General features: G+C 47.5%; 12 protein-coding genes. All 12 read right to left on the bottom strand.

Going from position 1 to position 14,183, the window contains the following annotated elements; all coding sequences use genetic code 11:
* Positions 1–19: 19 nt before the first annotated feature.
* Complete coding sequence (locus ELR70_RS14220) at positions 20–577, bottom strand: NAD(P)H-dependent oxidoreductase (RefSeq protein WP_277749883.1); 558 nt, start codon at positions 575–577, stop codon at positions 20–22.
* Positions 578–651: 74 nt separating this feature from the next.
* A complete protein-coding gene (locus ELR70_RS14215) occupies positions 652–1,005 on the bottom strand; it encodes a MerR family transcriptional regulator (RefSeq protein WP_054015208.1) in 354 nt (117 codons plus the stop codon).
* A gap of 97 nt (positions 1,006–1,102) precedes the next feature.
* Positions 1,103–1,531 carry a hypothetical protein gene (locus ELR70_RS14210; RefSeq protein WP_054015209.1) on the bottom strand — a complete coding sequence of 143 codons (429 nt, stop codon included), beginning with the start codon at positions 1,529–1,531 and terminating at the stop codon, positions 1,103–1,105.
* Between the two features lie 128 nt (positions 1,532–1,659).
* The gene (locus ELR70_RS24890) at positions 1,660–1,827 is read right to left on the bottom strand and encodes a hypothetical protein (RefSeq protein WP_160317369.1); all 168 of its coding nucleotides are present in this window, start codon (positions 1,825–1,827) and stop codon (positions 1,660–1,662) included.
* A gap of 425 nt (positions 1,828–2,252) precedes the next feature.
* Positions 2,253–4,250: an amidohydrolase family protein gene (locus tag ELR70_RS14205; RefSeq protein WP_054015211.1), complete on the bottom strand. Its 1,998-nt coding sequence runs from the start codon at positions 4,248–4,250 to the stop codon at positions 2,253–2,255.
* A gap of 187 nt (positions 4,251–4,437) precedes the next feature.
* Positions 4,438–5,085, bottom strand: coding sequence for a transporter substrate-binding domain-containing protein (locus ELR70_RS14200; protein ID WP_054015212.1), 648 nt, complete (start codon positions 5,083–5,085; stop codon positions 4,438–4,440).
* Positions 5,086–5,440: 355 nt separating this feature from the next.
* Positions 5,441–7,186, bottom strand: a complete 1,746-nt coding sequence (locus ELR70_RS14195; protein WP_054015213.1) for a PAS domain S-box protein — start codon at positions 7,184–7,186, stop codon at positions 5,441–5,443.
* 504 nt (positions 7,187–7,690) lie between these two features.
* The gene (locus tag ELR70_RS14190; protein ID WP_054015214.1) at positions 7,691–8,020 is read right to left on the bottom strand and encodes a gamma-glutamylcyclotransferase; all 330 of its coding nucleotides are present in this window, start codon (positions 8,018–8,020) and stop codon (positions 7,691–7,693) included.
* A gap of 21 nt (positions 8,021–8,041) precedes the next feature.
* Entirely contained in the window at positions 8,042–8,941 is a 900-nt protein-coding gene (locus ELR70_RS14185) for a helix-turn-helix transcriptional regulator (RefSeq protein ID WP_082353176.1), read from the bottom strand.
* Between the two features lie 55 nt (positions 8,942–8,996).
* The gene (locus ELR70_RS14180; RefSeq protein WP_054015215.1) at positions 8,997–12,089 is read right to left on the bottom strand and encodes an efflux RND transporter permease subunit; all 3,093 of its coding nucleotides are present in this window, start codon (positions 12,087–12,089) and stop codon (positions 8,997–8,999) included.
* Entirely contained in the window at positions 12,086–13,231 is a 1,146-nt protein-coding gene (locus ELR70_RS14175) for an efflux RND transporter periplasmic adaptor subunit (RefSeq protein WP_054015216.1), read from the bottom strand. The genes ELR70_RS14180 and ELR70_RS14175 overlap by 4 nt, the downstream gene beginning before the upstream one ends.
* Positions 13,221–14,108, bottom strand: a complete 888-nt coding sequence (locus ELR70_RS14170) for an ABC transporter six-transmembrane domain-containing protein (protein WP_082353177.1) — start codon at positions 14,106–14,108, stop codon at positions 13,221–13,223. The genes ELR70_RS14175 and ELR70_RS14170 overlap by 11 nt, the downstream gene beginning before the upstream one ends.
* Positions 14,109–14,183: the final 75 nt, after the last annotated feature.

Raw genomic sequence — 14,183 nt, 5'->3', positions numbered from 1 at the left:
TGCGACAGACAGCTAATCGTTAACTTATACTCGCCCCCAAAGAACGTACCTCTTTAAGCCACATATTCCGCTGACTCTCATCCGATAGAATAACGGAGCCAAATAAAGTAACCCCAGCTTTATTAATGCCGCAAAATTCGAGTGTATAAAAACTCAGCTGCTCCAGGACCGGCCCGGATTGTTGTTCAGCAAACTCTTGTGGCGCATCCATAGTTAATATGACTCTTGCCGTTTTACCAGTTAGCAGTTGCACAACGCTGGCACTGTCATCTTTAAAAGAAAACGCCATTCCGGGTAAGAGTGCCCTATCGAATAACCCTTTGAGTTTTGCGGGCAACCCGCCCCACCAGACAGGTGTAACAATTACGATATGTTCGGCCCAAATAAGGGCTTCAACAAAATCACTCAGGCAAGCTTCCAGCTCCTGAACTTCATCGTAGCCCGACGCCAAGTTTGGATCAAAATTCATCTCTGATAAATTAAAGCGACGAACCATTGCTGACTTTTCAGCTTGGTGTTGATATTCAGAACTCAGACGATGAGTAAAACTACTTTGTTTTGGGTTGCCATTTAACAGTAAGATTTTTTCATTATTTCCTCTTCAATTTAGGTAAACAATGAACATCTTAGAGTCTCCCGTTAAGGGAAGAGTCAAGCTGTTTTTTGACAAGAACTGATTGAGCCTATGCAGATATCTAACTTGGCTATTTTTTCAGAAATGGCCTGCAACTCGTTCTCAAGTCTTTGCCTTATCACCACCAGAAAAGCGTTAATCTCTGTCCAATTTGCGCTGCCATTGTGATATTTAATAACCCCCTTCAGCTCTGATAAGGTTACCCCCAGGTCCTTAGCTTCTGAGATCAGTTTCAACACCTCAATATGTTCTGGGGTATAAATCCGATACACCCCTTTTCTCTTCGGTGCTATGATAAGATCTTTCTCTTCATAAAATCGGATTGCTTTGACGGACAAACCGGTTTTCTTTGCCACTTCACCTATATACACTGTCACTTCCTTGAAAATACGACGCCTGCGTCAATTATAATCACAACAAGGTTTAATCATTAAATAATACCAGGCTTGGCCTATCCTCAACATGCCATCAACTCTCAAGCGCTTTTTTAATCGCTTCGAGCAGTTTTTCGGGTTCGTTGGTACCTAAGCTGACAGTGGCCCCATCTTTTAGTTTGAGTTCTACGGCGTCCACACCGGAGACATTATATAGCCAGCCGGTGGATAGCAGGCGAATACCCAGGCCATTGTACCATTTTGTTTTGATGATTTTTGCCGAGTCTATTCGTGTGCAATCGAGTGATTTACGCCAAAAACCCGGGCCGAAAAACCAACGGATCTGCCCCCCTCCTACTTTAATCGTAAGCGAACTAAATAAAATGGCGATGATGCCAACGACAACAAAAGCAAAACTAGCGTTGTCTTCGGGTTTAACGACAGCGCTATAGGCAAGAACCAGTGCAGATGTGCCCATAACGGCCAATATGGCGGTGCCAATTTGGGTATGTTTATAGTCCATTATGCTTGCTCCTGTACTATACTGTTGAGCCTCTTATGTCTTTTGTAGAATTATATACGTCTTTAAACAAGGGTTATTAAAGGGCCAGGCCATACCACTTAGGCCCACCCCTTAGTAATAACCCCTAGTTAGCAAGTGTAACCATTAACAGACACAGGGCAGGAATAGTTTGGATCTGAGATTGGACCACATCCCATCGCGGAAATCGCCCCGCCAATCTGACGTGTTTTGCTATTACCGAGGACCACCTGCCCAGACAGGTTTTTTACCTTCTTCTTTTTGAGTATCAATGTCATTATTTTCACCTTTACATGATTGCACCAATATTGGTAACAAACAGTTTGTTGCCATTTTGCTCAAAAAGCAACCAACAAAGGCTGGTGCACAAATATTTCACGCAACTGTCATAATCAAGAAGAGCGCTCACGGCACTGAATTTCGCGAGCAAACTGAGTACACTCAGCAAGTGCCGTGTCGTGATCTGTACTATACGCACTAACACTTCGTCCCCATTGATCTTGCCCCTGCGCAAGATATTGCCCAGGACCCACCTCCCGACATCTGAAATACCACCCTGTGACTGTGCCGAAGATCGGATACTCTCGCACCAAGTCATCTACAGATACTGCTGTCTTAGTTTTTTCACTGTGGCAAATGCTCCCTGTGGTGCATTGTTGTTTTTGGGCGCAAGCTGATGAGGTACCAGCTTGCAACTAACTTATTACAGTATGATGCGGCTTGCTTTGGTAAAAGGTGCAATACCAATTTGCTCGAAGATCGCTTCCGGCTTAAAAACTTGAGTACCTTTAATCACCAGAGAGAGTTTTCTCAGGGCCTTGATATCCTGACTCGGATCACCGTCGACCAGGAGCAGATCAGCCACTTTACCTTCACTTATAGAGCCTGTCTGATGTGCGACCCCCATCAATCTGGCGCTATCGATTGTGGCCATTTTCAGGACCTCAGTAGCAGGGATACCGGCCATAGTGTACAACTCAAGCTCTCGAAGTAAGGTAAACCCGGGGACACTGTCTGTGCCTGCAACCATAGGTACGCCTGCGTCATAGAGAATTTTAACCATTTTCAGCATAGCGTCTCCTGAGTTCTGATAGGCATTTTGGTGTTCATCCTCAACCTGCATCTGAGCCCCTTTCAGGTTGCGCACAAAATTCGGTGGCAAATGCGATGCAATCTCGGCAAACTCTTGGTCAATCTGTTTGTTTTTACTCATTAACAGGCTTCTGAAGGTAGACACGGTAGGGTCAATGACCACGTTTTTATCTGCCAGTAGCTTAATAAAGGTATCCATTTCCTCACCGGTCATCGGCATTTCGGCTGCTTTTTCGCCGATCAAGGAAAAACGTTGCTTGGTACGTGTGTCAACTTTTTCACCCGCCAGAAAGTTCAGAAATAGCATGTTGATATGCTGGATCTCATTATACCCGGCATGCACGGCCTGCTCTGCGGTCATAAAAGCCGGAATATGACCACTAAGACGAAGCCCTCGGCTATGCGCCCGTTGTGCTATCGGCTCAACCCATTTAGGATCGATAGACGAATAGAGCTTGATCTGGACGTATCCATTATCGGCAAAAAAATCCACCATCTCGAGCGCTTCTTTCAGCGTTTTAACGCTTAAACCGGCAGAGTTCTCACTGTATTTGTCCATAAATCCCGCGCGATATACACGAGTACCCAGTACTTTTCCTGTATCAAACAAAGACTGGATCTCCATCAGATTCTGATGTTCATTGCCCATGTCCCGTACACTGGTTACACCGGTAGCAATGTTCAGGATCCCGGTATCTTTACTTAAATGGCCATGCATATCCCACAGGCCGGGGATCAAGGTTTTGCCCTGCCCATTGACTGTTGCCACCTTTTTACTAAGCTTAATTTTCGGCGCAACCTGAACAATTTTGCCTTGCTCAATCAGTACCTGTTGACCTGTGAGCGTGGTCCCTTTTTCTACGTCAAATACGTTCACCTGATCTAACAGCAACGCTGAGTGGTATTCAGTAAGCTGCTCAGCCAAGTTCTCCAGATATGTTTGTTCTGCTTTTAGCTGACGGACCTTTAGCTGGTCAAACTGTTCTTTACTAAAACCGTCACGGATAACATACATACCGCCCCAGCTCTGAGCAAAGTAATTACCTTCTTTATCGTACCAGGCAAAGTCTGGCGTCATGGTCAATCCGGATTTGGCATACAAGTAGACTTGCTCATCACCCAGCTTTACCGCATCCAATTTGGTGAATGTGACTTTGCCGTGGGGTAGCACTTCGATCTGCTCAAGATCGTTTTTGATCAGGTAACGGATCAAGGCATTATCGATTGCCAACGTGCTATTTTTGGGCACATAAAATGTGGGTTGGTTTGTGTTGGCACTACTTCGTTCATCATCATTTTGCCACTTTGCATGGCCATTTTCCCACGTATAGGACTCACTGATGTCAGCACCGAAAGCAGACTGTCCCAGAGCTTCAAAGTCCAATATCCTGCCTTTATTGTCAAGTTTGAGTGTTTCATCGATAATAATACGGCGATTATTCCAGCCAAACCGTGCCTTTGACGTGTACGTATGCGTATCTAACTGTGTCTGGCTCATAGTGCCAGCCAGCCCTTTTTCTGAATAGATGTTATTAACTATGGTTTGTGCAAGTGCTGCGGGCAAATAAGCGGCAGATAGAACAGTTGTTGCAGCGAACAAGTGCCGCACTGCAAAACTCCTTATCGTGTTTTGTTTCACTGTGTTTTCCTTACATATTATTTTAATCAACAACATTTATATCATATTCAACTGTGAAATTTTCAAAAACACTATGATTTTAAATACTTGGATTATTTCATGAAATGGAGTTTGGGCCCCAATTAAGCGCATGCTCTGCGTTGTAACTTCTCAATGCTTAGTCTGGCTCCGTGAGCTGTTGTTTTAGAAGTGAGATCACCTCAGATGGCGTTTGTCTGTTAGCGGCAAGATAAAAGTCGCTGCTTAGTTCATCCAGTTCAAATAAAAATTTAAAATCGCTTCGTTTACAGCCAATTTTTCCGCACATATAGTCCAGATGTATCGGGGATGCGGCTATTATGTCAGCTCGACCTCTCAGCAACATTTTTAATGTGACTAATGTCTCTGGCAATACGACTGTGGTGTCGAGCAAGTTCTTTCCCGATAGATATTGGAATACCACATCGTCACGCTTTACCCCGACCTTGTAGTTAAGCAGATCAGACAGTTTCTCCATTTTGATATCGCGCCGCTCTTGCAGTGCAATAAGATAAGTTTTAGTGCTCATCAGAACACCGACCCAGTGAAACAGGGCCTCTCTGTCCGGTGTTCTTACCATTGAAAAGATCAAAGTCCCCGGTTCATCTACCGCTGTTTTATAAGCCCTGGCCCACGGCATAACCTCAATGTCGGCTTTTATATTCAAATCGGCCAATAATTTAGCTACTTTTTCAGCGGCTATACCTTCTACTCTCCCATTCTTACCTGACATCTGATATGGCGGCAGATCTTCAGTTACAATTTTGAGCTGATTTAAACCCGGCACAGGCGACTCATGGCTTGTAGTGACAAACGACCACAGTAGAAGTGGAAGCAAAACAATTAAACTAACATACCGCATGTATAACCAACTTAAAGAGTGTTAAATCAAGAATTATGTCAAAGTACATAACCTATGTACGACTGAGGAAGTCATTGGGATGATTCGTACTTAAAAATTGTGCGAAATAGCCATAGAATTTCAGCCCGTTTGGTTTGGTCCGTAAAAGCAAGCGCCTGCTCATAGGCTTGCAAGTACAGACCATCAACTACGGATACCCATTGACGCCCTTAACGATATCGCAGGAGGCGTTGCTCGATACTGACGTCATTTCGCGAAGCGAATAGCCTACCCACCAGACTTACTTTGCCTGAATGTAACTACTCAGCTGATCCACATGCTGTCGCGTTTCATCGATTAAACCGCCAATTTCTCCCGCCGATTCTGTCGTACGCATCGCCAGGCTTCTTACCTCATCAGCCACAACCGCAAAGCCCCTGCCCGCGTCACCAGCTCTGGCCGACTCAATAGCCGCATTAAGTGCCAGCAGGTTGGTCTGGTCCGAAATACTGTTGATGGTATTAATGATGGTGCTGATCTTTGACAGGACCTGCGCCATGGCATGGTGCGTTTCAGTCAGTACCGCATTGCGCTCGGACACATCTGTGCCGTACAGCAAGATTTTATTTAAGTTGCCATCTTCATCTAACACAGGAGAAATGGCTGCGTCTATTTGCACTTCACTTAAACCAGTTGGCAGGGCAAGCTGGGTTTTAACGAACTGACCGTTGCGTATCGACTGCCACTGCTCGTCACTGAGGTAACTCGATAAGGTTTTGAGCATTTGCTGCACGGCACGTTTATCGCTGGCGCCCAAAGCACTGAGACCCATAGGATTGATCAGTGTCAACTCACCCAGAGGATCAAACTCCAGCACTATATTCGCCTCACCTATGGCTCTGAGGCGGATATCATTTTCCAATGCGACACGCTTAGTACTGTCCACGTTTGCCTGAATCGATACAAAGCGGATCAGACTCCCCTTGTCATCAAATACCGGATTGATTGCCAAACTTATCCAGTAGGGGTCGCCTTCTTTTGTATAGTTCAGGATCTCTTCATAAAACGGGGTGCGCTGCTCCAGATTCTTTTTTATCCGTTTTTTGGTATCCGGTGAAGTATGCTTACCCTGCAAAACATGGCCTGGCTTTTTGCCCAATACTTCGTGTTGCTCGTACCCCGATAACTTGGTAAATCCGGGATTTACATACTCAATCAGTCCGTTTGCATCTGTGATAATAACAGAATTGTCTGTTTCATTCGCAACCAACGAAAGCAATGCAATCTGGTCTCGCTGGGCTTTTTCCTCGGTGATATCCTTAACAAACGCGGTATAGGCTATTTTTCCTGCCACATTAACTTTCGACAAAGACAGGTTGGCCCACAACACCTGACCGTCACTGCGTTCAATTTCCACATCCCTCGACGTACCGACAATTTTATCTTCACCAGTTCTGCGATTGCGATTAACCATTTCGTCATGGTTGCCCTGAATTGCTTTTGGCACGAGCATTTTTACATTGCGACCTATCACTTCATCTCGTTGATAGCCCCACAAACGCTCTGCCGCTGGGTTAAAAAATGTCACTATGTTGCTGTGGTCAATAGATACAACAGCGTCAATACACTGCTCAAGCGTCTGGTCGATCCGCTCTTGTGCTTCTTTTTGTACCGTAATATCTTTAATAAATGCGGTGTAATGAATGCCATCAGACTGGCGCACCTTAGATAATGACAGACTGCACCACTTCTTCTCGCCACTGCGGGTTTCAATCTGGATGTCACGCGATGTTCCGACAATTTTATCGGGTCCGCCGTCCCGGTTGGCATTAACGTATTGATCATGGTTAGTCGCAAATTCCCGGGGAACAAGCATTTTAACATTTTTCCCAATCACTTCCGTTTTGCTGTAACCAAACAGCTTTTCAGCTGCCGCATTCATGTAAGTAACGTTGTTTTTGGTGTTGATACTGATCACGGCATCAATAGCCTGATCCAGGATAGCTTGGGTGTTATCCGACTTACCGGAGAAGAGTGACTGAATCATCAATTAACCTCTGAGCATAGGTGAAAGCACGCGCTCGCAGGCTTAATACCTGGTGGTTGCAATCACACATGCATTAAACTGCGGTTAATTAAAAGTAGACCGAGTTTTCGAAAAGTGTCAATTATCGGCGCAGCTTTAGAGCTACACGTGAACATATTTTGCGTAAGACAGAAAGGCCGTATTACCCCAAACAGTGAAGTAACGCACGTCTAAACTGATCACATGACAATCGGTACTTAACTCAATACTGCAATTATCTCCGCCATAATTTACCAGTATCTGTACGCCGCCGAATAATGCTCTTATGTTCCATATATTAAGGTTTGAAGCCTTAGCTCTTTGCTGGCTTGGCTCACCTAGGACCTCGACAACATAGGCTCTTTGACTGCCGATATATACCTTATCAGATGATATCCAACTGGCCGCCAAACGACATGCATGGACAATGAACGTCACGCCCACAGCTGCTAAGAAATTATAAAAAGCCGATTTTTAATCATTAAACTAACCTTGCGAGAGGGTGTATACATACGCTTGTATTATCGCGCCGCTATCGAGCTCTACATCAGTCAGTACTCTAGTGTAGTGCGCTCCCTCAAAGTCATCCAGTCTGTGCCAATGAGTGCTCAATTGTTCTGACGTAAAGACCTGACCTGCGACCTGCTGCGTGCCATTGTCCAGAATCAGTCCCGGATACCCTAACTCAGCACCCCAGCCAGCATTACACAATTGGCCATTCACTTTGCCTGGTTGCCATTGGCCATCTACATCGGCCAAAATATGCTCATTGGGACGCCCTGGAGCCAATGTGCCATATACAAATAAACTTGCCATTTTGCCTCCATGTACATTCATTCAGGAAAGAATGGGGATCTGAAATTGCATCGTGATCCCCCCATACCGCTCCATATCTACCTCTTCAATCCACTCTATAAAGTGACCTTTGGGATCGACCTCGTAACCGGCTAGTTGTGCTTTTTCAAAGAGAGTATGCAGCACCTGGCTATAGGCCACATCCGACAACAGATAGGCCCGACAACAAAAGTAGTTACCGGCTGCGAGCTCCAAATCATAGGGCTCTGACTGAGCCACCACTTTTCCTACCTGAGTATGAATATCCGACCAGCTTTTCTCAAGCTCGGTAGTTTGTGTGATCCCCAGCAGTCCTACCGATTGTTCCCCATAGTGGTCTAGGATCAGGTCCCAATCGGTTGTATCCGTGGGGACGAGCCTGATATAACGTTTGTCAAAAAACGTACGATTGCATGGCAAGGCCTCAGCAAGTTGTTTCTCCAGTGAGCCGGACTCCCCTGGGTGGGCCAGTTTGTCCATTAATACCGTTGTTTGCGCAGGGGTTGCTTGCTGAGCCATTAAACGTATCGCTTTTGCAGTTAACCCTAGCTCGCGCTTGAGTGCTTTGGCCAACGCCTGCGAAGAAGCAAAGCCACATAACTGAGCAATATCTGTGACCGACAGAGTGTCGTGATACAACAGATAATACACCGCATATTGCAGCCGAACCCGACTTAAATAACGTCCCGGGGTTTCATTGAACAATTTGCTAAACTGACGATGAAAATGAAATGCAGAAATGGCACTTTTTTTAGCTATCTGCTGCCAGGTCAACCCCGCTTCAAGTTGTTCATGCATCAACAGCAACGCCAATTCAAATCGTTTACGCATGTGATCGGGCAAAGGTGCCAGTAAAGCAATTTCTGGCACCAGATTAAACACGGGCTCTTTGTTCTCTGACATACGGGCTCACTGGTAAATCCTAGGCGACAACTATCGCTCAGGCAGTAGCCCGAAGTCAACTGACCGTCATTGTCTCCCTGGCTGACGAGACAGCAGAGCGGGGTTGTCTATGGCTGAAGCCAAGCAACACGGGTATTAAGAACAAGGTGATCAGGGTTGCGAATAATTCACCAAATACCAGAGATACCGCAGCAGGTTTTAAGTACTGGACTTGTTCAGATGTCCCGAACAACAAAGGCAACAAACCGCACACAGTGGTCACTGTGGTCAGAAAAATCGCTCTGAAACGAGCGGTACCTGCCATTATCAGCGCCTCAGTGGACTCAATGCCCTTGCGATATTCGCTGTTAAAGCGAGTCATCAGTACTAAGGCGTCATTCACCACAATCCCTGTCATCGCCATCATACCAAACAAGGACAATAAGCTGACAGGCAGATCCATTATGGCATGGCCAAAAATGGCACCGGCAAACCCAAAGGGGATCACAGCCATGATGATAAGCGGCTGCCAGTAGGACTTAAGTGGGACCGCCAGCAGCACATAGATCAGCATCAATGTCAGTAATAATGCCGCTTTAAAACCTTTGCTCACTTCGTCGATTTCTTCATACTCACCCGCAGGCTTGATACCCACCTCAGGATATTGGGTTTTTAGTGTCTCAATCTCTTTGGCCAGTAATGCCAGCGTTTGTTCCGGTGAGCCTGATGCACGATCCTGAGACCAATAAAGGTTAATCACCCGTGAGCGATCGCGACGCTGTAACGCCTGTGGTTCGTACTCATAACTTAACCGGACCACATCACCCAATGCTACACTTTGCCCGTCCTTGAGTATTACCCGCATATCCTTTAATTCATGCTCTGTTCGTACTGCCTGCTGTGCAAAGCGCAAAACCACTTTTAGTTCCTGAGATTGATATAACAACCTATGCACCTCTCTCTCACCAAGCGCATTGGCGACCAACTCTGCCACCTGTGCCTGGGTGAGCCCCAACTGGCGACCGAATGCGTTTAGCCTGATCCGGATCTGTCGCTGTGCTGCCTGGTGGTCGTCTCGTACGTCTTTCACGCCGGGCAAACCTGCCAGCTTTTCACGTAACAGGTCGCTGACCTGCTTTGCCTGCAAAACATCATGGGATGAAATGGCCAGAAAAGTGCCCCCCGCCGGAGGCTCTGCGGCACTAAAGTGCTGCGCGTAACTGCCCTCTATGTTTGCAGCATACTCACGCCAGGCGTCGCTAAGTGTGTTCGCTGGTAGTACATTAAGTGCTTCCGAGGTCAGCTCAGCGGTCACTTCCAGCTCACCAAACCCATTGGACCACGCCAGAATATTTTTCATCGGAGCTGCATTTAGGGCGTAGTCTGCCTGCAGGGTGTTGTTGGCTTTCTGCGCACTGAGCTCAAGCTGGCTCAACGCCCGTGCCTGCAACCCAAGCGGCGCTCCCTCTTCCAAAGTTACCTTCGCAGTCACATATCGGCCCGGAATATCCGGAAACAAAGTACTTCGTATCGCGCCACCCAGCCAAAGACCATAGGCCAATACAAAAGCGGATAAAAACATCACCAAAGTGGATCTTTTATGCTTCAGGCTCACACACAGCATGGGTTTGTAGATGTGCTGAATGAACTGGGTTAGTGCCCAGCGCGCTTTGTTTTGAACTGTGGCGACAATCCCACTTCGCGCCCCTTTACGAGACATTGCAGCCAAATGTGATGGCAGGATGAACTTGCTTTCGACCAGTGAAAAACACAATGCCAGAATAACGACAGCCGAAAACCCTGCAAACAATTTTGCCAGATCATTGTTAATCCAGAGCATAGGCGAAAACGCCGCAATACTGGTCAGTACACCAAACACGGTTGCGACGGTCACAGACTCAACACCTGTGTAGGCGGCTTGCTTGTAGTTGGCACTGCCGTTTTGGTGTTCATCAATGGCTTCACCGACAACGACCGCATCATCGACCAAAATGCCCAATACTAAAATAAAGCCAAACAAGGTGATGTCATTGAGGCTATAGTCCAGTAACTGCATACCATATAAAGTGCCACAGATGGCAACCGGGATCCCCGCAGCGACCCAAAATGCCAGTCTCAGGTTTAGAAAGACCCCCAACAGTAAAATAACTATCAGTAAACCCTGCCAGGCACTGCTGCCCAGCCTTTGTAGCTGCTCTTCTATATAAGGTGCCATGTCTGCCATGGTAGTGATCTCAATGTCTTCTGCCAGCACAGGCTTTAGCTCAGCAATGGTGTCACGAATTGCCGCGCTGACATCAAGTAGATTGTCGCTCTGACTAGTGCTGACCATCAGTGCAATACCGGGTATGCCATTGTTGCGAACTATGGCGTCGCTGTGCTCATAGCCTCTGCGCACAGTTGCAACCTCGCCTAAAGTCACTTCTCCTGCCGGACCGTTTATCACAGGCAGCTTTTTCAACTCACCCAGCGCGCTCAGATAGCCGTCTCCACGCAAGGTAATACGCCCGCCTTCATGTTGCAATTGCCCACTGCGTGTTTCGAGCGACATCTGCACCATTGTGCCCGCAAGCTGCTCCAGCGTCATGCCATAGCGCAGCAGTGCTTCAGGGTCGGGGTCAATGTATATCCGTGGCTCACGCGCTCCCCAGTTGCTGACTTTGGAAATGTCGGAGTGCTTTTTTAGCGCCAACTCTATGCGCCTGGCAACTTGTTGCAGAGCCTCATCGCTGCGCGGCGCAGAAACAATGACAAACGCCGCCAGATTAGTAAATTCATCCCGGGTCACAATGGGCTTTTCAGCCTGAGCCGGAAAGTGGCTGATAGCATTAACCTGATTGCGAACTTCCTCCAGTAACTTGCCAAGGTCCGCATCGGGCTTTTTGCGAATGGTTACGGTAGACAATCCAGCCTGCGACTGGCTGGTAATTTGTTTTATCCCCGCCACCGAGCTGACCGACTCCTCAACACGTTGCGTAATGCTTTCGTCAATCTGCCTTGCTGTGCCGCCCGGATATGCTACGTGAATACTAAGACTGGATGGCGCTATCTGAGGAAAAGACTCAACTCTGAGCTGACCAAACGCCAGCAGACCACCAGCAATAATCATCGCCATCAGTAAGTTGGCAGCCACCGGGTTATCAATAAACCATTTGCTTAGCCAGCTCATAGCGCCTCCTGCTTGTCTGCAATCTGCAACGCCTCTGTAACCGGGTTTACTTTCTTTTTAGCCATCATGGAACGCAGTGGGAAACGCACAACCTGCAATGAAGCAGGTTGCTCGTCAATCAGTGACACAATCACGCTGTTCGCTCTTACCTCGATAACCCGGACATTCAGCTGACGCAGCTGTTGCTGCGCTGTTACCACCCAGATAAGTTCGTCCGGATCAACAGCGCTGAGTGGCAGTTCATATAAGGCTCCTTCATTTTTGAGCTCAAACTGCACTTTCACTTGTTGGTTCGGGAGCAACTGAGTTTCGTGATGATAGGGATCGAACACCGTCAGCACTAACGTTCGCTGGCGCGTTGTTTCATTGACCAGTGGCGACACATAACGCACAGATGCCGGCCAGCTCGCACCCGAGCGGCTGTGTATTTTAATCACATTTTTATCGAGATCAGCTGTACTTATTCTGTCCCAGTCATGCTGTGACAGGGGCACATGAATATCCATGCTGTCGCTGGCCACCAGTTCGAACAGAGTCTGACTGGCTTCCATCCATTCTCCCGGGCTCACAAAGCGCTGTGTGATCATGGCATCGTAAGGAGCAACAATAATGGCGTCATCCAGCATTTGTTGTGCACTTTTTACATTTTGTTGTGCGCGTGCCAATTCCGCTCGCGCCGCCGCCAGATGCGGTTCCATTCTGGCAAATGCCGTGCTGCTTTGAGCGGGCCGCATGCTCTGTGCGACCTCTTGCTCATGCAGTTGTTGCTGTAAATTGAGCTCAGCCTGTTTCAATGTACTGCGCGCCTCAACAAGCTGAGATTCAAGTAAACGGGTATTGAGCCGTGCCAGTACCTGACCTTTTTTCACATGCTTACCCGGCTCCATATCTGTGCCCAGATACGCTAACCTGGCGCTGCTGGTTGCCTTCAATTGCACAGGCCAGCGTGCCTGAGTATGTGCCTGGACGGATAATGTGGGCGTCAGTTCAGTACGCTCTATGGTCAACACAGAGACTGTTGGCACCACAACTTGTTCAACCCGAGGCATGGGTTCAACGGGTGTCATTAGCACCACGGTCACCAATGACAAGAGTAATGTGGCGCCGGCAGCAATGGCCGGCAAACGGGCTTTAAACATCATGGATCACCTCCTGGTTAGGCACGGTATCAACAGGTTGGTTGAGTCGCTTACTGATTTCGCTCAGGCGAGACAGCGTCTGTAGCGTGATGGGCAACATAATTGCGGTATCTACAAATTCGAGGGAATAGGTCACAATGGAGAACACCTGACCAACACTGATATCGGAGATCAGCTGCACCATCCACAAATTACCGAGTACAGCAGCAAAGAGTACAAGGAAGATCAGGCCATAAACCCAGGCTTCTGTATCGGATAGTCGGATCTCACATCGTTTAAGGCGTTCAAAGTGCGCACTGACAGCGCCAAGTGGCCTGTGGCTCAGCACCCAAACCTGTTGCTCAAGCTGGTCATTAAGCTTGCTATTAAGCAGACTGAAACGGTCATGAAACAGCGCATAAATTAGACACATCAATGCAGCAGCCAACACGACACTGTAGGCCAGATACAAATGGAATGACGCCAGAATCATCACAGTGGCGACCAGCTGAATCACAGCGGTAAACACGCCAGGCAGGTCATTTTCGAGAAAATCAACCAGCTCACGTGACATAGTCAGCCGCGCGTCTTTTACTGACACCGGGGCAGCGCGTAGCTTATAGGCCAGCATTTCAGCCAACCAGACACGGATGTCACCAAATACACGGGTATCATAAAAGCGCCGCAGGACACTGATCACCACCAGCGCCACCAACACCAGTGCAAACCAGGTGAGCGGTGTCAGTGACTGAGCTAACACGCCATCAATGGCGTGGCCGATAAATAAAGGCAATAAAATTAATAGGATATTTTCTAAGATCACCATGGTCCAGGTGAGCAGAATTTTAACTGGGCTGGTGCGAATAATCGCACCAAAAGAAATTGAATTAAGGAGGTTCACAACCAGCTCCGTGAGTACTACAAACTTACGGCCAGTGTGACAGAGCGCGGCACTAAAAAAGTGTCCCAGATTGCG

It is taken from the genome of Pseudoalteromonas sp. R3, assembly GCF_004014715.1.
Lineage (GTDB): Bacteria > Pseudomonadota > Gammaproteobacteria > Enterobacterales > Alteromonadaceae > Pseudoalteromonas.
Note: the sequence above shows the minus strand (reverse complement) of the source record. Positions and strands in the feature narration are given on the sequence as shown.